The sequence below is a fragment of the Azospirillum sp. OGB3 genome (genome assembly GCF_014192915.1).
Classification (GTDB): Bacteria; Pseudomonadota; Alphaproteobacteria; order Azospirillales; family Azospirillaceae; genus Azospirillum.
Window position 1 is genome coordinate 277594 of record NZ_JACHYN010000005.1, and the last position, 21560, is coordinate 299153.

The 21560-nt window shown below is 69.7% G+C and carries 17 protein-coding genes; 7 read left to right on the top strand and 10 right to left on the bottom strand.

The features are described 5' to 3' along the window. Window positions 1-35 precede the first annotated feature (35 nt). The 4 genes from FHW79_RS13495 to FHW79_RS13510 are packed head-to-tail and all read right to left on the bottom strand — an operon-like array spanning window position 36 to window position 3592. Complete coding sequence (locus tag FHW79_RS13495; protein WP_040137649.1) at window positions 36-809, bottom strand: ABC transporter permease; 774 nt, start codon at window positions 807-809, stop codon at window positions 36-38. After that, window positions 806-1687 carry an ABC transporter ATP-binding protein gene (locus tag FHW79_RS13500; protein WP_183179397.1) on the bottom strand — a complete coding sequence of 294 codons (882 nt, stop codon included), beginning with the start codon at window positions 1685-1687 and terminating at the stop codon, window positions 806-808. Before FHW79_RS13500 ends, FHW79_RS13495 begins: the two co-directional genes overlap by 4 nt. 38 nt (window positions 1688-1725) lie before the next feature. Continuing rightward, window positions 1726-2517 (bottom strand): SDR family NAD(P)-dependent oxidoreductase, encoded by a 792-nt coding sequence (locus FHW79_RS13505; RefSeq protein ID WP_183179398.1) that lies wholly within the window; start codon window positions 2515-2517, stop codon window positions 1726-1728. A 34-nt stretch (window positions 2518-2551) separates the two neighbouring features. Further along, window positions 2552-3592, bottom strand: coding sequence for an ABC transporter substrate-binding protein (locus FHW79_RS13510; protein ID WP_183179399.1), 1041 nt, complete (start codon window positions 3590-3592; stop codon window positions 2552-2554). A gap of 166 nt (window positions 3593-3758) precedes the next feature. Here FHW79_RS13510 and FHW79_RS13515 point away from each other — a divergent pair, with 166 nt between their 5' ends. Further along, window positions 3759-4676 carry a LysR family transcriptional regulator gene (locus FHW79_RS13515; RefSeq protein WP_183179400.1) on the top strand — a complete coding sequence of 306 codons (918 nt, stop codon included), beginning with the start codon at window positions 3759-3761 and terminating at the stop codon, window positions 4674-4676. Window positions 4677-4717: 41 nt separating this feature from the next. On the opposite strand, the gene FHW79_RS13520 is transcribed toward FHW79_RS13515, so the two are convergent. From FHW79_RS13520 to FHW79_RS13545, 6 genes are all read right to left on the bottom strand, one after another. Then, window positions 4718-6394, bottom strand: coding sequence for an ABC transporter ATP-binding protein (locus FHW79_RS13520; protein ID WP_183179401.1), 1677 nt, complete (start codon window positions 6392-6394; stop codon window positions 4718-4720). 43 nt (window positions 6395-6437) lie between these two features. Then, window positions 6438-8426 carry a Fe(3+)-hydroxamate ABC transporter permease FhuB gene (gene fhuB, locus FHW79_RS13525; protein WP_183179402.1) on the bottom strand — a complete coding sequence of 663 codons (1989 nt, stop codon included), beginning with the start codon at window positions 8424-8426 and terminating at the stop codon, window positions 6438-6440. Beyond that, entirely contained in the window at window positions 8419-9315 is an 897-nt protein-coding gene (locus tag FHW79_RS13530; protein ID WP_183179403.1) for an ABC transporter substrate-binding protein, read from the bottom strand. The genes fhuB and FHW79_RS13530 overlap by 8 nt, the downstream gene beginning before the upstream one ends. Beyond that, the gene (locus FHW79_RS13535) at window positions 9312-10106 is read right to left on the bottom strand and encodes an ATP-binding cassette domain-containing protein (protein ID WP_183179404.1); all 795 of its coding nucleotides are present in this window, start codon (window positions 10104-10106) and stop codon (window positions 9312-9314) included. The genes FHW79_RS13530 and FHW79_RS13535 overlap by 4 nt, the downstream gene beginning before the upstream one ends. 59 nt (window positions 10107-10165) lie before the next feature. After that, entirely contained in the window at window positions 10166-12319 is a 2154-nt protein-coding gene (locus FHW79_RS13540) for a TonB-dependent siderophore receptor (protein WP_183179405.1), read from the bottom strand. 184 nt (window positions 12320-12503) lie between these two features. Further along, the gene (locus tag FHW79_RS13545) at window positions 12504-13388 is read right to left on the bottom strand and encodes an AraC family transcriptional regulator (RefSeq protein WP_183179406.1); all 885 of its coding nucleotides are present in this window, start codon (window positions 13386-13388) and stop codon (window positions 12504-12506) included. 245 nt (window positions 13389-13633) lie between these two features. Here FHW79_RS13545 and FHW79_RS13550 point away from each other — a divergent pair, with 245 nt between their 5' ends. The 6 genes from FHW79_RS13550 to FHW79_RS13575 all read left to right on the top strand — a co-directional run bounded on the left by FHW79_RS13550 (window position 13634) and on the right by FHW79_RS13575 (window position 21555). Then, the gene (locus FHW79_RS13550; RefSeq protein WP_183179407.1) at window positions 13634-14092 is read left to right on the top strand and encodes a DUF1810 domain-containing protein; all 459 of its coding nucleotides are present in this window, start codon (window positions 13634-13636) and stop codon (window positions 14090-14092) included. Between the two features lie 223 nt (window positions 14093-14315). Then, window positions 14316-14822, top strand: coding sequence for a sigma-70 family RNA polymerase sigma factor (locus tag FHW79_RS13555; RefSeq protein ID WP_183179408.1), 507 nt, complete (start codon window positions 14316-14318; stop codon window positions 14820-14822). After that, window positions 14822-15769, top strand: a complete 948-nt coding sequence (locus FHW79_RS13560; RefSeq protein ID WP_183179409.1) for a FecR domain-containing protein — start codon at window positions 14822-14824, stop codon at window positions 15767-15769. The genes FHW79_RS13555 and FHW79_RS13560 overlap by 1 nt, the downstream gene beginning before the upstream one ends. 112 nt (window positions 15770-15881) lie before the next feature. Beyond that, window positions 15882-18392: a TonB-dependent siderophore receptor gene (locus tag FHW79_RS13565; protein WP_183179410.1), complete on the top strand. Its 2511-nt coding sequence runs from the start codon at window positions 15882-15884 to the stop codon at window positions 18390-18392. A 29-nt stretch (window positions 18393-18421) separates the two neighbouring features. After that, window positions 18422-19621, top strand: coding sequence for an efflux RND transporter periplasmic adaptor subunit (locus tag FHW79_RS13570; protein WP_247884348.1), 1200 nt, complete (start codon window positions 18422-18424; stop codon window positions 19619-19621). Then, window positions 19618-21555: a MacB family efflux pump subunit gene (locus FHW79_RS13575; protein WP_183179412.1), complete on the top strand. Its 1938-nt coding sequence runs from the start codon at window positions 19618-19620 to the stop codon at window positions 21553-21555. Before FHW79_RS13570 ends, FHW79_RS13575 begins: the two co-directional genes overlap by 4 nt. Window positions 21556-21560: the final 5 nt, after the last annotated feature.

Sequence of the window (21560 nt, forward strand, 5' to 3'; positions counted from 1 at the left end):
GGATTTTGGGGCCGAGGAGGTGGATGCGGGTCCGGTCACCCACCCGCGAACTCCGTCTTGCGGTTGGCCCAGCCGGTCACGCGGCGCTCGATCAGCGAGAAGATCACGTAGAGGGCGACGCCCAGCCCGGCCAGGATGAACAGGCCGGCGAAGACCAGCGGGACGTTGAAGTTGGAGGAGGCGATCAGCATCATGTTGCCGACGCCGCGGTTGGAGGCCACCGTCTCCGAAATCACCGTCCCGACGAAGGACAGGGTGACGGCCACCTTCAGCGAGGCGAAGAAATAGGGCATGGCGCGGGGCAGCCCGACGTTCAGCAGGATGTCGCGCTTCGACGCCTTCAGGGTGCGCAGCACGTCCTCCAGTTCCGGCTCGGTCGTGGCGAGGCCGGTCGCCATGTTCACCACCACCGGGAAGACGCAGATGATCGCCGAGGTCAGCACCGCCGGCACCGTGCCCGACCCGAACCACAGGACGAAGATCGGCACCACCGCCACCTTGGGGATGGAGGAAAAGCCGACCAGCAGCGGGAAGGCGACGTTGTAGGCGAGGCGGGAGGAACCGATCAGCAACCCGATCACCACCCCGGCCCCGACGCCCAGTGCGAAGCCGACCAGCGTGGTGTAGAGCGTCTGCACCGCGTGCGGCATCAGCGCCGGCCAGCGGTCGATCAGCGTGGCGATGATCTGGCTGGGCCGCGGCAGGATGATCTCGCTGATGCCGAAGACGAGGCAGGAGACCTCCCACAGGACGAAGACGCCGACGATCAGGGCGGCGGAGGCGAGTTTTTCGCGGTTCACGGCTCTCATGACGGCGCTCCTGCGCCGCTCCGCGCGGCGACGATGAGGCTGCGCAGCGTGTGCGTCAGGCTGGTGAATTCCGGCTGATAAGTGGTGTCCAGCGTGCGCGGCCGCGGGAAGTCCACCTGTTCGTCCACCAGGATGCGGCCGGGACGCGCGCTCATCACCATGATGCGGTTGGCCAGGAAGGCGCTTTCCCGCAGATCGTGCGTGACCAGGAGAACGGTCGGCCGGCGCTCCATCCACAGGGTCTGCAGGGTCGCCCACAGCTCCTCGCGCGTGAACTGGTCCAGCGCGCCGAAGGGCTCGTCGAGCAGGAGCAGCGTCGGGTCGTGGATCAGGGCGCGGCACAGCGAGGCGCGCTGCTGCATCCCGCCGGAGAGCTGCCAGGGGAACTTGTTGGCGAAATCCTGAAGCCCGACCTTGGCGAGCAGGGCGTCGGCGCGGTCGCGGTACTCGGTCTTGCGCTTCTGCCGCCACTCCTCGCGGAAGGGCCGCGCGATCTTCAGCGGCAGCATCACGTTGTCGCGGATGCTGAGCCAGGGCAGCAGCGTCGGATTCTGGAAGGCCATGCCGATGCGCACGTCCTCCGCCCCGACCTCACGCCGGGCGACGAACACATGGCCGCCTGAGGCCTTCAACAGCCCGCCCACCAGCTTCAGGATCGTGGATTTGCCGCAGCCGGAGGGGCCGACCAGGGCGATGAAGTCGCCGTGGTCGATGCGGAAGGTGCTTTCGGCGAGCGCCTGGGTCGCCGCGGCGTCCCGCCCGTAGGAGACCGTGACGCGCTCGAACTCGATGATGGGCCGCGCCCCGCCCGACGGCTTGAGGCCGGTCGGGGTGGTCAGCTCGGCCGTTTCGGCCGGTGTGGCGTTCTGCAGGAACATGGTGTGCCCTTCCGTCTTCGGACCCTCCGGGGGCGCGGTCACAGCGCCGCCCATCCGCCGTCGACCGGAAGGTCCACGCCGGTGATCTGCCGCGAGGCGTCGCTCGCCAGGAACAGGCAGGCGTTGGCCACGTCCTCGCCCGTGGAGACGCGGCGCAGGGCGTAGTCGGCGGCGTGGCGCTCCGCCGCGGCCTCTTCGCTGATGCCCAGGCGGCGGGCCATCTCCGGCACGACCTTGCCGCGGAAACGCGGCCCTTCGACCATGCCGGGGGCGACGCAGTTGACGTTGACGTTGAAGGGGCCGGCCTCCAGCGCGAAGGACTTGGTGATGCCGCGCAAGCCCCACTTGGACGCCGAATAGGCCATCCGGCCCGCCCGCCCGCGCATCCCGAAGGTGCCGCCGACGTTGACGATCTTGCCGTAGCGCTGGGCGGCGAAGGTCGGCATGACGGCGCGCATGGTGTTGAAGCACCCGGTCATGTTGAGGGTGACGATCTGGTCGAACTCCTCCTGGCTGGTCTCCCATCCCGTCTTGCCGATGGGACCGGAGCCCCCGGCGACGTTGACGAGCACGTCGATGCGGCCGAAGGCCGCCAGCGTGCGCTCCGCCGCGCCCTGGCACTGCCGCTCGTCGGTGATGTCGCAGGGGATGACGATGGCCTCGCCGCCCGCGGCGCGCACCCGCGCCGCGACGGGTTCGATGGCCGAGGTGTCGCGCCCGACCAGCGCCAAGCGGCAGCCCTCGTCGGCGAAGGCCATCGTCACCGCCTCGCCCATGCCCTTCGCCGGGCCGGTGATCAGGACGACCCGCCCCTTCAGTTCCAGATTCATCGTCGTTGCTCGTCGTCTTGCTGTTGGGGCGGTGTTACGGGGCGACTTGGCTCGGCCGGTCGGCGCGGGGCGGCAGATAGGCGTCGGTGAAGACCTCCGACGCCTTCGGCGTCCGCTCCAGCCCGTTCGCCTTGACCACGATCTCGATGGAACGCTGGAAGCGCTCCGGGTCCACGTCGCCCAGGCCGATCCGCGCGATCTCGGGATGGTTCATCTCCTGCCGGATGGTGGCCTCGGTGCGCTCGATCTCGACCGCCTCGTTCAGCAGGGGTTCGCGCTTCATCACCGAGCCCACCGACTTCGCGGGGTCGGCGATCATGTCCTTGGTGGCGCGGTTGATGGCGCGCAGCAGGCCCCTCACCGCCTCGCCGTTCTCCTTCGCGAAGGCGCGCGAGACGACGATGGCGTTGGAGTAGAGATCCATGCCGTAGTCGCCGTACTTGATGAAGCGGAAGTCCTTGTCGGGATTCATCCCGGCGGCCTTGGCACCGAAGGTGATGGTGTTGACGTAGCCGAGCACGCCGTCCACCTGGCCGCGCATCAGCATCTGCTCGCGCAGGTTCGCCTGCATGTTGGTCAGCGTCACCTTGCCGGCATCGATCCCGGCCATGGTGGCGAAGGCGGGAAACAGCTTCAGTGCGCCGTCGCTGGCCGGGCTGCCGATGGTCTTGCCCTCCAGGTCCTTGGGCGTGCGGATCGGCCCGTCGGCCTTCACGGCGACGGTGAAGGGTGGCGTGTTGTACATCATGTAGACGGCGATCGGCGCTTCGTCCGGCGATTTGGCGGCGAGCGTGATCAGGGAATTGATGTCCCCGAAGCCGACGTCGTAGGAGCCGGTCGCCACCTTGGTGATCGACGCGCCGGAGCCCTCGCCCTGGTCGATGGTGACCTTCAGCCCCTCCGCCTTGAAGTAGCCGTTGTCCTCGGCCAGCAGGATCAGCGCCTGGGGACCCTGATACTTCCAGTTCAGCACCAGCTTGACCGGGGTCTCGGCCATCGCGGCGGTGGAGCCGCCGGCCACGCTGAGGAGAACGCCCGCCAACGCCGCGGACCAGGTGTGCAACCGCTTGTCCATGAGGCCGTCAACTCCCGTAAGGTGTGACAGGAAGTCCGTCGCCCCCGCCGGTCCGGCATGGCGCTTCCTGGAGACAAGGGGAGGCTATGCGGCCACGAACAGCACCTCAAACGCTGATTTTCTGTTAGGGTGATGACGAAAAGTATACACCGGGGGATCGGCCGGCATGCGGCACATGCGGATTTGGCGCTACGTGGACGAGGCGGCCCGGTTCGGGTCCCTGCGCAAGGCGGCGGAGCATCTGAACATCACGCCCTCCGCCCTGCAGCGGCGCATCCAGGATGTCGAGGAGGATCTGGGGGCGACCATCTTCGAGCGGTCGGCCCAGGGCATCCGCCTGACGGCGGCCGGCGAGAGCTTCATCCGCTGGGTGCGCGCCCAGTCCGCCGACCTGGAGCGCGTGCGGTCGCAGATCGAGGACCTGTCAGGCATGCGGCGCGGCCAGGTGCGGATCGCCTGCAGCCAGGCGCTGGTCAGCTCCTTCCTGGCGGAGGAAATCTCGTCCTTCCGCGAGAGCTTCCCGCTGGTCAGCTTCGAAATCCTGGTGGTCGACCAAGGCACGGCGCTGAAGATGCTCGCCGACTTCGAGGCCGACATCGCCATCATCTTCAGCCCGCGCCGGACGGCGGAATTCCAGCCGTTGATGACGCTCGGCCAACGGGTCGTCGCCATCATGGCCGCCGACCATCCTCTGGCGGGGCGGCCGAGCCTGCGCCTGCGGGACTGCGCGCCCTACCCGATCGCCCTGCCGGACGCCAGTTTCGGGACCCGCAACATCCTGGACAAGGTGCTGGCGGTCAGCTCGACGAAGCTGTCGGTCGAGCTGGAATCGAACTCCTTCGAAATGCTGCGCAACCTCGCCCGCATGAGCCAGGTGGTGACCTTCCAGATCGAGATCGGGGCGCCCTCGCCGACCCTGGAGCCGGGCCTTTCGGTGATTCCCTTGAGCGACGTCGATCTCGCCCATGGCCCGCTGGTGCTGGGGCAGCAGAAGGGCCGCACCCTGCCGGTCGCCGCCGCAAAATTCGCCGAGCAGCTGTCCCGCCGCCTCGATGAGATGCGCCGGACGCCGCAGTTCGCCTGAACCCGCCTCAAGTCCGCCGGCCGTCCGGGAACACCGCGCGATCAGCCGCGCGCCGCAAGCTCCTCGTGGGTGATGCGCTGAAGCCCGCCCTCGGTGCCGACGACATAAACCTCGTCGGCGTTGCGGATGGTCGCCAGGCGGTGGGCGATGACCAGGGTGGTCCGCCCCTCCGCCAGCTCCATCAGCGATTTCTGGATTTCCCGCTCGGTCTGGGTGTCGAGCGCGGAGGTCGCCTCGTCGAGGATCAGGATCGGCGGGTTCTTCAGGAACATGCGGGCGATGGTCAGGCGCTGCTTCTGCCCGCCGGACAGCTTCACGCCGCGCTCCCCGATGACGGTGTCCAACCCCTCCGGCAGCGAGCCGATCAGCCCGTCGAGATGAGCCCGCCGCGCCGCCTCCATGATCTCCGCGTCGCCGGCGCCGAGACGGCCGTAGGCGATGTTCTCGCGGATCGTGCCGCCGAACAGGAAGACGTCCTGCTGGACGATGCCGATCTGCCGGCGCAGCGAGGCCAGCGTCATGGCGCGGATGTCCAGCCCGTCGATGGTGATGCGCCCCGCCATGACCTCGTAGAAGCGCGGCAGCAGCGAGCAGATCGTCGTCTTGCCGGCACCCGAGGGGCCGACGAAGGCGACGGTCGAGCCGGCCCTGATCGACAGGTCGACGCCCTTCAGCACCGGTCGCGCCGGGTCGTAGCCGAAGGACACGCCCTCGTAGCGGATGTCGCCCTTCAGCGCCGGGGCCGCCACGGCGCCGGGCGCGGCGGCGATGTCCGGCTGGGTGTCGAGCAGCTGGGTGTAGCGGCGGAAGCCGGCGATGCCGCGGGGGTAGGTCTCGATGACCGCGTTGATCTTCTCGATCGGGCGGAAGAAGGTGTTGACCAGCAGCAGGAAGGCGAAGAATCCGCCCTGGGTCAGCTCGCCCACCAGCACGAAATGGGCGCCGGTCAGCATGACGACGATCAGGATCAGCCGCATGCTCATGTAGCTGAGCGTCGTCGAGGCCGCCATGATCTTGTAGGCGGCGAGCTTGGTGGTGCGGTAACGGTCGTTGTCCTCGGCGAACAGCTTGCGCTCGTGGTCCTCGTTGGTGAAGGCCTGGACCACGCGCATGCCGCCGACATTCTCCTCGATGCGGACGTTGAAGTCGCCGACGCGGGAATAGAGCGCCTGCCAGTTCTTCGTCATCCGCCCGCCGTAGCGGCTGGTCACGAAGGCGATCACCGGGACGATCGCCGCGGTGATCAGCGCCAGCGGCAAATGCACGACGGCCATGAGGGTGAAGGCGCCGACGAAGGTCATCACCGCGATCAGCAGATCCTCGGGGCCGTGGTGCGCCACCTCGCCGATCTCGTCCAGGTCGCGGGTGACCCGCCCGACGAGATGGCCCGTCTTGTTGTTGTCGTAGAAGCTGAAGGAGAGCTTCTGCAGATGGTCGAAGCTCTTGCGGCGCATCTCCGTTTCGATGTTCACGCCGAGCATGTGGCCCCAGTAGGTCACGATGGCCATCAGCCCGCCGTTCGCCATGTAGATCGCCAGCAGCGCCACCGTGGCGGCGACGATCAGCGGCCAGTCCTGGGTCGGCAGAAGCTGGTCTACGAAGGCGCGCACGGCCATCGGGAACCCCAGCTCCAGCAGGCCCGACAGGATGGCGCACACGATGTCGAGCACCAGCAGGCCGGTGAAAGGGCGGTAGTAGGAGAGGAAGCGGCGAAGCATGGCTCTTCTCATTGCGGAACGGCAAAAGGGCGAATGGAACGGTTCACGGAGTGCGGGCGTTGGACCGGCCGAGCAGCCAGACCAGATAGGGGCCGGCGAGCAGCGCGGCGAACAGGCCCAGCGGCAATTGATAGGGGAAGGCGACGGTTCGGGCCAGCCAGTCCGACACCACCATCAGCCCGGCGCCGATCAGAACGGCCCCGATCCCCTGCTGGAGCGGACGGCCCAGCCCGGCCAGCCGGGCGAGGTGCGGGGCGATCAGCCCGATGAAGCTCAGCGGCCCGACAAACAGCGCCGCCGCCGCGGTCAGCAGCCCGGCCAGCAGCACCAGCAGGGCGCGGCAACGCCGCACCGGCAACCCGACGGACCGCGCCGTCACGTCGCCCAGCGGCAGGATCTCCAGCCACTTGGCGGCCAGCGGCAGGGTTGCCAGCAGAAGCAGCGCCACACCGGCGCAGAACCAAGCGTCGCCCGGACCGGCCTCGTTGGTCGATCCGCTCAGCCAGCGCAGCAGGGCAAAGGCCTGCGGCGTGCCGGTGGCGATGACCGCGGTCAGGACGGCGCTGCACAGGGCGCTCATGGCGATCCCAGCCAGCAAAAGCCGCTCCGGACCGAAGCCGGCGCGCAGCGACAGGGCCAGCATGGCGGCCAGCGTCAGCACCGCCCCCGCCGCCGACGCGGCAAGCTGCACGCCGAAGCCGGGTGCCGCGACGAGGAACAGCGCGGCGGTCAGCCCGACCCCCGCCCCGGTGCCGACGCCGAGGATCTCCGGGCTGGCCAGCGGATTGGCGGTGACCCGCTGCAACAGCATTCCGGCGGCGGCCAGCATCGCCCCCGCCGCCGCCGCGACCGCCACGCGGGGGCCGCGCCAGCCCAGCAGCGTGTCAAGCAGCGGGCCAGTGGACAGCGTCCAGCCGCCCGGCCCGGTGCCGACCGTGAGCGCGAGGCCCACGGCAACGGCGCCGAGGACGGCGAACAGGGCGATCAGCCGGTGGGGGTGCGGGCTGCGGCGCGACGGCGCGGGACGGCTGTTCAGCGACGGCCATTCGAACATGCGCAGGCGCGGCAGCAGCCACAGCAGCAGCGGGCCGCCGAGCAGCGCCGTCGCCGCTCCGGTCGGCACCCGCTCCCCGTCCACGCCGGCCAGAAGCTGCACCAGCCCGTCGGTCAGCCAGAGCAGCAGCGCGCCGATCAGCGGTGCGGCGACCAGCCTCTGGCCCTGGGTCCGCGCGCCGCTGAGATGCGCCAGGGCGGGTGCGGCCAGCCCGACGAAGCCGATCACCCCGACCTCCGCCGTCACGCTGGCCGCCAGCCAGACCGCGACCCCGATGACGCCGAAGCGCGTGGCGTTGAGGGCGACGCCCAGGCTGCGAGCGCTGGCGTCGTCCAACCCCAGGATGGCCAGCGGGCGCATCAGCAGAAAGGCGGCCCCGACGCCGATCGCCAGCCGGACGGCGATGGTCAGCGTCGGCCCCCAGCTCTGCTGGGCCAGCGCGCCGCCGCCCCAGATGAAGATGGAGAAGAGGTATTCGCCGTTGGCGAGAATCAGCGCGGCGCTGCCCATCGTCGCGGTCAGGGCGACCATCATGCCGGCCAGCACGACGGCCACCGGCTCCAGCCCGCGCCGCCACGTCATGGCGAGGATCAGCCCGACCGCCGCCAGCCCGCCGGCCAGCGCCACCCCCTCCCGTGCGCCGTCCATCAGCGCCGGGGCGTAGAGCATCCCCAGCGTCAAAGCGAGCTGGGCGCCCGCCGACACGCCGAGCGTCGAGGGCTCGGCCAGCGGGTTGCGCAGCACGCGCTGGAGCAGCAGCCCCGACAGGCCGAGCGCCGCCCCAGCAACCAGCGCCACCGCGATCCGCGGCAGCACGGAGTGATAGAGGATGACGCCGTCCAGCCACGCGGCGTCCGGCGGCAAGGGCATGGATGGCGCCGCGGCGTGCCCGGCGACCTGCCAAGCGGACAGCGCGGCGGCGGCCAGCGCCAGCCCGCTCCACAGCAGGATTCGGTTGAGTCCCACGCGCTCAGCCATGACGGACGGTCTCCGGCCGCAGCAGGGCGGCGGTGACGAGGCGGGCGAAGCGCAGGGCCGCCGGAAGCCCGCCGAAATGGTTGACCGGCTCGATCACGCTCACCCGCCGCTCCCGAACCATCGGCAGGGCCTGCCACAGGGCGCTGTCGTCCAGCCCCCGCACCACGTCGGGCGGCAGCGGCGGAACGACGACGGTGACGGCGTCCGGCATGCGGGCCAGCGCCTCGATCCCCAGCGGTGCCGCGGCGCTGTAGCTGGAGTGCGAGGCCCAGGCGTTGCGCAGCCCCAACCGCTGGAGAACCGCGCCGAACATGCTGTCGTCGCCGAAGGCGCGGACATGGCGGGCGTCGCCGAAATTGATCGCCAGCACCGGACGGCGGACGACGCCGTGCAGGGAGTCGCCCAGCCGGGCGATCTCCGCGTCGGCCCCGGCGACGAAGGCGCGGGCCTCCGCCTCCCGGCCCAGCGCGCGGCCCAGCGCCAGCGCCGCTTCGGCGGCGCGCGTGTAAGGCGGCTCGCCCGGGAGGTAGATCGGCAGCGACAGCGTTTCCGCCACCCGCTCCAGGCTGGCCCGCTGCCCCTCGTAGTAATTGGAGGTGAGGATGAGGTCCGGCTCGGCCAGCGTCAGCGCCTCGTAGTTCGGCGTGCCGCGCAGGCCGAGGTCGATCACCGGGTCCGGGACCTCCGGCTCGACGACGGTCTTGCGGAACTGGATCAGCTCGGTCGCGGCGACCGGCACGATGCCGAGCGCCAGCGCCGTCTCCAGCCCCGCCCAGTCGATGGCGGCGACCCGCCGCCCGGACGCGGCGTGCCCGAGGCGGGGCAGCAGCACCGCTCCGGCGGCCAGCCCCAGCGCGCGGCGGCGGGTGAACGTGGCGCGTCCCGTCACAGCACGCAACCGATCGGCTTGCCGGTCACCGGGTGCGGGACGGTCGTCATGGCAAGGCGGTAGATGGCCCCCAACGTCTCGCCGGTCATGATGGCGTCCGGCGTGCCCTGGGCGATCAGCGCGCCGTTGCGCATCGCCAGGATCTCGTCGCAGACGCTGGCCGCCATGTTGATGTCGTGAAGCACGATGACCGCGCCGATGCCGCGCGCCCGGCTCAGCCGGCGCACCAGCCCCAGCAGCTCCACCTGGCTGGCGATGTCCAGCGCCGAGGTCGGCTCGTCGAGCAGCAGGCCGCGCGTGTCCTGCGCCAGCATCATGGCCAGCCAGACGCGCTGCCGCTCGCCGCCCGACAGGCTGTCGACCAGCCGGTCGGCGAAAGCGTCCAGGTGGGTTTCGGCGATGGCCTCCGCCACCTTGGCGGCGTCCTCCGCCCCGAAGCGGCCGAGCGCGCCGTGCCAGGGAAAGCGGCCGAGCGCCACCAGCTCCCGCACCGTCATGCCCTCGGCCGGCGGGGTGAATTGCGGCATGTAGGCGACGGTGCGCGCGAAGTCGCGGTCGCCGATCCGCGCCAGATCCGTTCCCAGGCAGCGGATGCTTCCACCGCCCGGCGGCTGCTGGCGGGCCAGCAGGCGGATCAGCGTGCTCTTGCCCGACCCGTTGGGGCCGACCAGCCCATAGATCCGCCCCTGCTCCAGCCGCAGCGAGAGGCCGGACAGGATCGCCCGTCCGGCAACGGAGAAGCTCACGCCCGCGAGGTCGTAGAGGGGTTGGGTCTGGTCCGGGCTGGTCATCGGTCTTTCTGGATGTTCCTATTGGAGACCCTCTCCCGGGGCGGGAGAGGGGGTTCACGTCACCACGTCATGTTGACGGTCAGCAGAGCCGTCCGCCCCTCGGCGTAGCCGCAGGAAAACTGGGTCTGGCAGCTCGCCACATACTCCTTGTCGAACAGGTTGGTGACGGCGAGATTCACGCCCCAGGCGGCGGGCTTGTAGCCGATCCGCGCGTCGAAGACGGTGGCGGCGGGGACCTTCAGCGTGTTCTCGTTGTCGGCCCAGGACGAGCCGACGTAGCGCACGCCGCCGCCCACCGACACGCCGTCCAGCGCGTTTTCCCGGAAGGTGTAGTCGAGGAAGGCCGAGCCCTGGACCTGCGGCACGATATAGGGGGTCTTGCCGATCAGCGCCGGGTTGGCGTCCTTCTTGATGTCGAGGTCGAGCGCGGTGAAGGAGGCGACCGCCTTCAGGTTCGGCGTGATGTTGGCCTTGGCCTCAAGCTCGATGCCGCGCGAATTGACCTCGCCCAGCTGCGTCTCGGCGTTGAACGGACCGGTCACCACGTTTGTGCGCGTCAGGTCGAACAGCGCCGCGGTGAAGATGGCGTCCATCCAGGCCGGGCGGTACTTGACGCCGACCTCGTACTGCTGGCCGGTCTCCGGCTTGAACACGCCGGCGACCGCCGACGATCCCAGCACCGGGTTGAAGAAGGTCGAGGCGCTGACATAGGGCGTGAGGCCGTTGGCGAACTCGTAGGCCAGACCGGCGCGCCCGCTGAACTTCCCGTCCTTGCCGTCGTAGGCGGGCGTGCCGTCGGCGTCGGTCGAGGCGATGTCGTAGCGCCCGTTCAGCGTCACCAGGAAGCCCTGTCCGAAGCGCATCTGGTCCTGCAGATAGACGCCGAGCTGACCCATCGTCAGCTCCTGGTCGATGTAGGAGAAGCGCTGGCCCTGAGCGGCGCCGTAGACCGGGTTGGTGGCGCTGATCGGCGTGGCGGAGCCGGACGCCTGCACCTGATCCATCTTGAAGTACTTGTAATCGACGCCGACCAGCGCCGTATGGGCGACCGGCCCGGTCTGCCACTTGGATTCGAGCTGGTTGTCGATCAGGAAGGTGTTGACCTTGGTCGTGTGCTCGAAATTGATGCGCGACAGAAGGTTGTCCGGGTCGGTCGGCACCGCCGAGAAGCCGTTGTAGCCGAAGGGATAGACCGTGACCTCATGGACCCGGCTGTAGCCGTAGCGGGCGTTCTGGCGGAAGGTCAGGTCGTTGTCGAAGCGGTGTTCGAACTCGTAGCCGATGGAGGCCTGACGGCGCCGGAAGGTGTCGATGTCCGGCTCGGTGAAGTTGGCCTTGCGGTCGATGCGCCCGAAGGAGGCCGGCTTCACCGTGCCGACATAGGGCAGGAAGGCGCCGCCGTTGTGCGTCTCGTCGATGTCGGTGTAGTTGCTCAGCACCGTCAGCGTGCTGCGGTCGTTCGGCGACCACTTGACGCTCGGCGAGATGGTGCCGCGGAAACCGTCCGCGAAGTCGGTGTAGCTGTCGCCGCCGGCGATCCGCCCGGTCAGCCGGTAGCTCAGCGTCGGGTCGATGACGCCGCCGATGTCCACGCCGAGATGGGCGGTGCCGTGCTGGTTGATCCCCGCCTCGACCGAGCGCACCGGCGTGTCGCTTGGCCGCTTGGTGACGTAATTCACCAGGCCGCCGGGGTTGCTGCCACCGTAGAGGACGGAGGAGGCGCCGCGCAGCACCTCGATCCGCTCCAGCGTGTAGCTGTCCACGAACTGGCTGCCGAAGCCGTAGCTGTAGAGCTGGAGCCCGTCCTGGTAGATGCCGGTCTGCGTCGCCTGGAAGCCGCGGATGAAGATCCAGTCGGTGTCGCTGTCCGAGCCGAAGGGCTGGCTGAAGACGCCGGGGGTGTAGCGCAGCGCCTCGTCGACCTTCTGCGCGCCGCGGTCGTCCATCTCCTCGCGCCCGATCACCGAGACGGATTGCGGGACCGCCTCCAGCGGGATGTCGGTCTTGGACCCGGTGGCCGAGCGGCCGGGCACATAGCCGCGGACCGGGCTGGTCGCGGTGTCGGCGGCCCGGCTGCCCTCGACGGTCACGGGGGCCAGGACCGCCGGGGCGGTGGCGTCCTGCGCCTGGGCGAGCGCCGGCACCAGAAGGGCGGCGAGCGCCGTGCTGCTCAAAAGGAAGCGGATCAGTCGCTTGTTGGAAATATCACTCATCGCAATCGGCCTCGGACTGTATGCGGCATCCGCGGAACGCCTTCGGACCGGCGGGTCCCGAAGCGCCCTCGTTGTTGCGAATGATTAGCATGTGCATGAAGCGGGGCGATTGAACGGTCTTTGGATGGGTTGGACGATCTTCCGGCATTCGTCGGTCCCAGGATGCGTCGGGCGATGTCCCGGCTCAGCCGGTCTGGTTGCGCAGCCACGCGGCGGGGGTGGTGCCGACGATCTGACGGAAGACGCGCGTCAGGTGCGCCTGATCGGAGAAACCCGCCATCACTGCGGCGGCGGCCAGCGTCATGTCCGATCCGGTCAGAAGGCTCTTGGCCCGTTCGACGCGAACCCGCATCTGCCATTTGTGGGGCGGCAGGCCGGTCGAAGCCTTGAAGGCGGTGCAGAAATGGGTGGTGGACAAGCCGGTCAGCTCCGCCAGTTCCTGCAGGCGGATGGGACGGCTGCAATGCTCCTCGATGTAGTCGGTGACGCGCCTCAACTGGCGCGGCGGCAGTTGCCCCCGCTTGCGGTCGGCGACGGGTTCCGCCTGCGCGAGGCCGACGAACAGCGCGGCCATCAGGCTCTCGCCGTAGAGGTCGTGCAGGTTCGCCGAGGTCCGGCATTCCGCCGCGATCAGGCGGGCCAGCGCGAACAGCCGGTCATCCGCGAAATTCAGCCGTGGCCGCTCCATGCCCCGGACGTCCAGCCCGTCCACGAAGCGGCCCCCCAGCACGGACATGTCGAAATGGAGGTCGAGATGGGTGAGTCGGCGGAGGTTCACCGTGCGCGACCACACCCGCAGGCCGGCGGGCACATAGCTCAGCGGCTCGCGCCGGCTGAGCCGGCCGGCCTCGCCGCGTCCGGGTGAGGCGGTGACGTGCAATCCGCCCTCCCCCACCTGATCGAGGACCACCACCAGCCGCGGGGCCTCGGACACATATTCGCCCTGGCCATTCCGGTCGCAGGCGACGTTCCAGAGGTCGGCAATCATCCCGTTCCAGGCGCGCCACTGGAGGTCACCGAGGATGGTGAACCCTTCCGTGCTGCTTTGCATTCTGGGATGGAACGGCATGGATCGGCCTCCCAGCCACCGGATTGAACAGTCCCCGGAATCCTTCCCCGAGCCGCCTGACCTATAGGGCAAAAGGCAATTGCGAACAAGTCGCATTCTTATTTACCACCCGGCTACGGTCGAGGGGGCACGAACGGAGACATCGGGGAGGATTGCCCTGTTGTCGTAAAAGAGCGATCGGTGACCGCGCGACGGCGAGACAGCCAAACGGCAACCGTGCCGATGCTTCGGGCCAGGAGGGTGGAATGCAGCGCAAGGACCCGTTCGATCTTCAGCGGTTCGTGAACGCACAGGACCCGGTGTTCGCAACCGTGCTGGAAGAACTTCAGGGCGGGCGCAAGCGCAGCCATTGGATGTGGTTCGTTTTCCCGCAGCTGCGCGGCCTTGGCCGCTCGACGACCGCGGAGTTCTACGGCATCGCCTCCCTCGAAGAGGCGCGGGCTTATCTGGCGCATCCATCTCTTGGCCCGCGACTGGAAAAAGCGACCCGGGCCGTTCTGGCGATCCAGGGGCAAACGCTTCCTGCGATCTTCGGGTCTCCGGACGACATGAAGTTCCACTCCTCCATGACGCTGTTCGCCTTGGCCGCGGAAGAGGCCGCCACTCCCTACCGGGAAGCGCTCGCCCGCCACACCGAAGGCCGAATGGACAGGGCCACGCTGGAGTTGTTGGAGCGTCACCGGGCAACCGGACCGATGCCCTGACAGAGGGGGTGTTCGCAGAGGACACTCAGGTCGCGTCCCAAGGCCCAACCTCAAGGCCGAACTCGACGCGCGCCTCTCCCGACTACAGGACGTTCCCAGACCGCCACCCCCTCACCCCCTCATGGCAAAGATTTTTTCTCCGGTCGATCTATCGATTGCGAATGATTCGCATTCATGGTTAGGAGTGGCCTTCACGGTTCTGGGAACGGGTGTTGCCGAGGTCATGGCTGAACGAGACCGGTCATCCCTGCTGGGTCTGCTGCTCGACCATTATGAGGAGGTGACGGGCCATCTGGCCCGGCGCCTGGGGTCGCTGTGCCTGGCCGAGGACGTCGTGCAGGACACCTACCTGCGCCTGCGCAGCCTGACCGCGCTGCCGGAGATCGACAATCCCCGTTCCTACCTGTACCGCATGGCCGACAACATCGCGCTGGACCGGATGCGCGCGGAAGCGCGTCGGGGGCGCCGTTTCGCCCCGGCGGAACTGGGGCTCGACCGTCCGTTGGACGAGCCGGACGCCGAGACGACGCTGGAGCACAAGCAGCGGCTCGAGCGGCTGAGCCGGGCGCTGGACGAACTGCCTCCGCGCTGCCGGGAGGTGTTTCTGCTTCACAAATTTGACGGCTTGAGCCATGCCGACATCGCCGCCCGCCTCGGCATCTCGCGCAGCATGGTGGAGAAGCATGTCATGAAAGCCTTGGCCCATTGCCGCGACCGGCTGGCGCTGTGATGGAGCGCGAGCGCGACCAACCGGCCTTACCGGACGACCCGCGGGACGCGGCCCTGGCGTGGTTCGTGCGCCTGGAGTCCGGCGACGCCGACGCGGCGGACCGCCGGGCCTTTCATGCCTGGCTGGCGCAGGATCCGGCCCACCGCCGCGAATACGACCGGCTGGCAGGGCTGTGGGGCGATCTGGACCGGGTGCCCGATCCGCGCAAGGACCGCCGGGCCGCGCCGACGCGGCGCCGTTTCCTGGCGTTCGGCGCCGTCGGCGGGGCAGCGGCCTGCGCCGCGGCGCTGGGCGGCGTGGTCGTCCTGACCGGCTGGCCGGGCGACCTGAAGACCGGGATCGGCGAGCGGCGGACTGTGGCGCTGGACGACGGTTCGGTCCTCACCCTGGACGCCGACAGCGCGGTGTCGGTCGCGTTTACCGCCGCGGAACGGCGCGTCCGTTTGACCGAAGGGCGGGCGCATTTCGTCACCGCTCCCGACCCGGCGCGTCCCTTCATCGTCGCCTGCGCCGACGGGCGGATCACCACCGCCGACGCCAGCTTCGTGGTGCACCGCTGCCTGGACTCCGTGGTGGTGGCGGTGGAGTCCGGAACGGCCAGCCTGACCACCGGGATGGAACCCTCCCTTCCCATCGCCGCCGGACAAAGCCGGTCCTACGGCCCCGACGGTCCCGGCCCGCTGCTGAGCCAGGGTGTGGCGGTTGAGAACGCGTGGCGGCACGGCCGGCTGGTTTTCCAGGGACAACCGCTCGACGCGGTGATCGCCGATCTCAACCGCTACCACCCTGCCCGCATCGTGCTGTGGGACCGCCCGCTCGCCGGCCTGCGCTTCGACGGCAGCGTGGACATCAGCCGGCCGGACGCCGCCCTGAACGCCATTCTCCGCACGCTTCCCTTGCGCACGCTGCGTCCCGTTCCCGGCTTGGTCATCATCCGGTCCATCTAGCCGGTTCGTATCAACTTTTTTCAAAATCAAGGTGAGGGGGACCCCACTGACCGTCGTCATGAGCTGCATACACGAAAATGCAACTCATTCGCAAAAAGGCGGGGTCGCGGTGATGATCGATGTTGGGGGGCACCGGCTGCGGGGGCAGACGGTGCGCGGGAACAAGGTGTGGGGAAACAAGGTGCGGGGCGGCTGGACTCCGGCGTTGTTGGGCATGCTGCTGGCATCGACCGCGCTGCACGGCGCGCTGGCGGCCCCCGTAACGACCCATGAGGCGCCCGTGCAGGTGGCCCAGCAGGGCCGGACCGTCGCCTTCGCCATCGCCGCCGGCCCGCTGCCGGGGGTACTCGCCGCCTACGGGCAGGCCACCGGCTTCCAGGTGCTCTACCCCTCCGACATCGCGCAGGGCGTTTCCTCGCCGGGGGTGACGGGCACTCTGGCGCCACAGGACGCGCTGATCCGCCTGCTGGCCGGCACCGGCCTGATCGCGCGCTTCGTCGATCCCGACACGGTGACGCTGGAGAAGCTGCCGACCCAGGCCGGCGGTGCGGCGGTGCTCGATCCTGTAACCGTCCAGGGCGGGCTGTCCAGCGATCCCGGCCGCAGCGAGGGCAGCGGGTCCTACACCACCGGAGCGACCGACAGCGCCACCAAGCTGACCCTGACGCCGCGCGAGACGCCGCAGTCGGTCAGCGTGATGACCCGCCAGCGCATGGACGACCAAGGCCTGAACGAGATCCGCGACGTGCTCAACCAGACGGTCGGCGTGTCGCGGATGCAGCGCGGCGCGATGGGCAGCGACGGAGACGAGGTCTACGCGCGCGGCTTCCCCGTGACCAATTATCAGGTGAACGGCATCCCGCGCTCGACCGTGTACGGGTTCGACGACTCCATCTCCGACATGGCGGTGTTCGACCGGGTCGAGGTGGTGCGCGGCGCGACCGGCCTTCTGAACGGCATCGGCGAGCCGTCGGCCTCGGTCAATCTGGTCCGCAAGCGCCCGACCCCGGCCCTCCAGGGCTACGCCGAGGGGCAGATCGGGTCCTGGGAACGCTACCGCGGCGAGGCCGACCTGTCGGGTCCGCTGACCGAGAACGGCCGCCTGCGCGGGCGCATCGTCGGCGCCTATCAGGACAACAACAGCTTCATCGACCGCCTGCACGGCCGCAAGAAGGTGCTCTACGGCGTCCTGGAGGCCGACGTCACCGACGACACCACCTGGACGGTCGGCGTCGAGTACCAGAAGCACCGCTCCGACGACGCCTCCAACGCCGGCTTCCCGCTGTTCTACAGCGACGGGACGAAGACGGACCTCCCCCGCTCCTACAACAGCGGCGCCCGCTGGGCGTACCACATGCACGACAACCTGACGATCTTCAGCGAGCTGAAGCATCGCTTCGGGGACGGCTGGACGGCGACGCTGAACGTGGAGCGCAGCAACCGCGAGTATGACAGCCTGCTCGGCTTCGGCACCAACGGCGACCTGAACCGGGACGGCACCGGCATGAGCGTCTGGGCGGGCCGCTGGAATTCGGACCTGGAGCAGACCACGGTCAGCGCCGACGTGAACGGCGGGTTCGACCTGTTCGGGCGGCGGCACGACGTGATGGCCGGGGTCAGCGGCTACTACGCCAAGCGCGAGGGGCTCGACTACCCGCTCTGGAGGATCCCCGGCTACGACCCCTCGATCGCCAACTACTTCACCTGGAACGGCAGCATCGCCCAGCCGACGCTCAACCCGACCGGCCGGTCGCAGACCGACGAGCGGCAGATGGCCGCCTACGCCGCCACCCGCCTGCGCCCGACCGACGCCCTGTCGGTCATCCTCGGCAGCCGCATCAGCCGGTGGGAGCAGACTGAAAAGAGCAGCCCGAACGCGGGGGCTGGACGCTACAGTAAGCGGTCGGAGAACGGCGTGCTCACGCCTTACGCCGGCGTCGTGCTCGACCTGACCGACATCTGGTCGGTCTACGCCAGCTACACCAGCATCTTCAAGCCGCAGAACTACAAGGACGTTAGCGGCCAGTCCCTCGACCCGCTGGACGGGAATGCCTACGAGGCCGGCGTGAAGGCGGAGTTCTTCGGCGGCGCCCTGAACGCCAGCGCCGCGGTGTTCCTGATTCAGCAGGACAATCTGGGCGAGGTCGATCCCGGCCGCTTCGCTCCGGACGGCACGCAGGCCTACCGGGCGGTGAAGGGTGCGGAAAGCAAGGGCTTCGAGCTGGAAGTCGCCGGCGAGGTGATGACCGGCTGGCAGGTCGGCGGCGGCTACAGCCACACCTCGATCAAGAACGCCAATGGCCAGCGGATGATGACCTATGTGCCGCGCGACACCTTCAAGCTGTTCAGCACCTACCGCCTGCCGGGCGCCTGGGACCGCCTGACGGTGGGCGGCAATGTCCGGTGGGAAGGCGACGTCTACAACGGCACCGGCGCCGAGCGCTACGACCGCGACGGCTACGCGGTGGTCGATCTGATGACCCGCTATCAGATCACCGACAAGGTGTCGGCCACGCTGAACGTCAACAACCTGTTCGACAAGAAGTACCTGAGCAACATCGACGTCTCCGGCTACTACGGCGAGCCGCGCAACGTCCTGCTGTCCCTGCGGGCGACGTGGTGATGACGGGGCGGCGGGGGACGGCCTCCACGATGGCCTCCGGCTCCCGGCGGGGCCGTCGCGCCCTCGCCGCCGCCGCGCTGGTGCTCGGCGGGCTGGCCTCCGCCGCCCTGCTGCGCCCGGCCGATCCCGCTGCCTCGGCGGAGGTGGCGGTGGTCGGCCGCGGCACGGTGGAGGATACGGTGACCGCGCTCGGCAAGATCCAGCCGCGCGCCTACGTCGATGTCGGCGCCCAGGTGTCCGGCCAGTTGACCCGGCTGCATGTGACGGTCGGGCAGATGGTCCGCGAGGGCGATCTGCTGGCCGAGATCGACCCCGCCTTGCAACAGGCCAAGGTCGAGGCCGGGCGCGCCGAGCGCGCCCGCCTGACCGCCCTGCTGGCCGAGCAGCGGGCGCGCGCCGACTTCGCCGAGGCCCAGCTCGCCCGTCAGGCGGCGCTGCGGCGCAGCGGGTCGGGGCGCGGCGAGGCCTACGACCAGGCCCGCATGGAGGCGCGCATCGCCGCCGCCCAGGTCGAGGCCACCCAGGCGCAGATCCGCCAGACGGACTCGACCCTCCAGGCCGACGAGGCGCAGCTCGGCTACACCCGCATCTACGCGCCGATGAGCGGCACCCTGATCGCGGTGGACGCCCGCCAGGGCCAGACCATCAACTCCGCCTACGAGGCGCCGGTCCTGATGCGGATCGCCGACCTGTCGGTCATGACTGTGTGGACCCAGGTGTCGGAAGCCGACGTGACGCGGCTGACGGACGGCATGCCGCTCTACTTCACCACGCTCGGCCATCCGGGGCGGCGCTGGACCGCGCGCCTGCATGAGATTCTGCCCGCACCGCCGAAACCGCCCGCGACGGGGAACGGCGGCGGCTCGTCCCAGTCCGGGGGCGGCGGGGCGGCCAACAGCGTCGTGCTCTACACCGCGCTGTTCGAGATCGCCAACGACCGGGGGGAGCTGCGCCCGGACATGACCGCCCAGGTCTTCTTCGTGGCCGCCGCGGCAAAGGACGCCGTCACCGTTCCGGTCGCCGCACTGAACCCGGCCGACACGGCCATGGAACGGTACCGCGTGACGCTGATCGGCAGCGGCGGCACCATCGAGACGCGCGAGGTCCGTGTCGGGGTGCGCGACCGCTTCAACGCCCAGATCCTGGAGGGGCTGGCCGAGGGCGAGCGGATCGTGGTGGGCTGGAAGACCGACGACGGCCGCCCGCCCAAGATCGGGTTCCGGCTGTGAGCGGCCCGCTCCTCGTCCTGGAGGACATCCGCAAGACCTACACCAGCGGCGGCGGTTTGGCGGTCGAGGTGCTGCGCGGCGTCTCCCTGACCGTCGAAGCGGGGGAGTTCGTCGCCATCGTCGGCAGCTCCGGCTCCGGCAAATCGACGCTGATGAACATCCTCGGCGGACTCGACCGGCCGACCTCCGGGCGCTACCGCGTGGATGGACGCGACGTGACGGCGCTGGAAGGCGACGAGCGGGCGGCGTTGCGGCGGGACGGCTTCGGCTTCGTCTTCCAGCACTACCATCTGATCCCCGGCACGACGGCGCAGGAGAACGTCGAAATGCCGGGCCGCTATGCGGGCCTGCCCGCCGCGCTGCGCGAAGGCCGCGCCGCCGCGTTGCTGGGCCGCCTGGGGCTGGAGGAGCGGCGCCATCACCGCCCCAACCAGCTTTCGGGCGGCCAGCAACAGCGCGTGTCGATCGCGCGGGCGCTGATGAACGACGCCCCGGTGATCCTGGCCGACGAGCCGACCGGTGCCTTGGACAGCGCCAGCGGGGCGGAGGTGGTGGCGCTGCTGCGCGAGTTGTCCGCCGCCGGGCGCACGGTGATCCTCATCACCCACGACCGCAAGGTGGCGGAGGCCGCCGGCCGGGTGATTGAAATGCGCGACGGCCGCATCGTCGCCGACAGCGGCCGCTCGGCCCCGTCACCGGCGGCCCCCTCCCCTGCCCCGGCGGAGCGCACGGTCGCCGGCGCCTCCCTGTGGACCGACGCGGGGGAAGCGCTGTCGGCGGCGTTGCGGTCGCTGGGCGCCAACGGCTTCCGCACGGCGCTGACCCTGCTCGGCATCGTCATCGGCGTGGCCTCGGTCATCGCCCTGCTCGCCATCGGCGAGGGCGCCAAGCAGGCGGTGATGGCGCGGGTCGGCGCGCTGGGGGTCAATCTGGTCTATGTCGTGGCGGGCAGCGGCGATCCCCGCCTGCCGGCCACGCCGCTGACCGAGGCGGACGGCGAGGCCATCCTGGACTTGCCCAACGTCGAAAGCGTGATGCCCTTCCTCAACGCGCCGGTGATGGTTCGCCACGGCAACATCGACCACCGGACCGAAGGGCTGGCGACCTCGGCGTCGCTGCCACTGACCCACCGCTGGCCGGTCGCCCGGGGGGCCTTCTTCACCCGCGCCGACGAGCGGTCCGGGGCGGCGGTGGCGGTTCTCGGCCACCGTGTCGCCGAACGGCTGTTCCCGCGCGGGGATTCGCCGCTGGGCAAGCATGTGCTGGTGAACAACATTCCCTTCCTGGTGACCGGCGTGATGGCGCAGAAGGGCGACCTGACCGGCAACCAGAGCACCGACGACTGGGTGTTCGTGCCGCTGTCCACCGGCGTGCAACGGCTGATCGGCAAGCCGGACCTGGAGATGATCCTCGTCTCGGTGCACGACGTGGGGCGGATCGGGCAGACCCGCGACGCCATCCACGCCCTGATCGCCGGGCGTCACGGCCAGGAGGATTTCCAGATCCACGACGGGACGGCGCGCATCCAGGCGGCGGCGGAGACCCAGGACACCATGACGCTGCTGCTCGGCAGCGCCGCGGTCATCACGCTGCTGGTCGGCGGCATCGGGGTCATGAACATCATGCTGGTCAGCGTGACCGAGCGGACCCGCGAGATCGGCATCCGCATGGCCGTCGGCGCCCGCGCCGCCGACATTGAGCGGCAGTTCCTGATGGAGGCGGCGCTGGTCGCCGGGCTGGGCGGTCTGGCCGGGGTGGCGCTGGGGCTGGCGGGCGGCGCGGTGATCGGGCTGCTGGCGATGCCGGTGGTCTTCACCGCGACCGCGATTGCCGGGGCGGTGGCCTCCGCCGTGCTCACCGGCATGGTCTTCGGCCTGATCCCCGCCCGCCGCGCCGCGCGGCTCGATCCCGTGGCGGCGCTGGCGAGTGAGTGATCGGG

Bases quoted from the DNA above. Each gene is read 5' to 3' on its own strand.
- FHW79_RS13495 (WP_040137649.1), bottom strand. From the start codon at position 809: ATGAGAGCCGTGAACCGCGAAAAACTCGCCTCCGCCGCCCTGATCGTC.
- FHW79_RS13500 (WP_183179397.1), bottom strand. From the start codon at position 1,687: ATGTTCCTGCAGAACGCCACACCGGCCGAAACGGCCGAGCTGACCACC.
- FHW79_RS13505 (WP_183179398.1), bottom strand. From the start codon at position 2,517: ATGAATCTGGAACTGAAGGGGCGGGTCGTCCTGATCACCGGCCCGGCG.
- FHW79_RS13510 (WP_183179399.1), bottom strand. From the start codon at position 3,592: ATGGACAAGCGGTTGCACACCTGGTCCGCGGCGTTGGCGGGCGTTCTC.
- FHW79_RS13515 (WP_183179400.1), top strand. From the start codon at position 3,759: ATGCGGCACATGCGGATTTGGCGCTACGTGGACGAGGCGGCCCGGTTC.
- FHW79_RS13520 (WP_183179401.1), bottom strand. From the start codon at position 6,394: ATGCTTCGCCGCTTCCTCTCCTACTACCGCCCTTTCACCGGCCTGCTG.
- fhuB (WP_183179402.1), bottom strand. From the start codon at position 8,426: ATGGCTGAGCGCGTGGGACTCAACCGAATCCTGCTGTGGAGCGGGCTG.
- FHW79_RS13535 (WP_183179404.1), bottom strand. From the start codon at position 10,106: ATGACCAGCCCGGACCAGACCCAACCCCTCTACGACCTCGCGGGCGTG.
- FHW79_RS13540 (WP_183179405.1), bottom strand. From the start codon at position 12,319: ATGAGTGATATTTCCAACAAGCGACTGATCCGCTTCCTTTTGAGCAGC.
- FHW79_RS13545 (WP_183179406.1), bottom strand. From the start codon at position 13,388: ATGCCGTTCCATCCCAGAATGCAAAGCAGCACGGAAGGGTTCACCATC.
- FHW79_RS13550 (WP_183179407.1), top strand. From the start codon at position 13,634: ATGCAGCGCAAGGACCCGTTCGATCTTCAGCGGTTCGTGAACGCACAG.
- FHW79_RS13555 (WP_183179408.1), top strand. From the start codon at position 14,316: ATGGCTGAACGAGACCGGTCATCCCTGCTGGGTCTGCTGCTCGACCAT.
- FHW79_RS13560 (WP_183179409.1), top strand. From the start codon at position 14,822: ATGGAGCGCGAGCGCGACCAACCGGCCTTACCGGACGACCCGCGGGAC.
- FHW79_RS13565 (WP_183179410.1), top strand. From the start codon at position 15,882: ATGATCGATGTTGGGGGGCACCGGCTGCGGGGGCAGACGGTGCGCGGG.
- FHW79_RS13570 (WP_247884348.1), top strand. From the start codon at position 18,422: ATGGCCTCCGGCTCCCGGCGGGGCCGTCGCGCCCTCGCCGCCGCCGCG.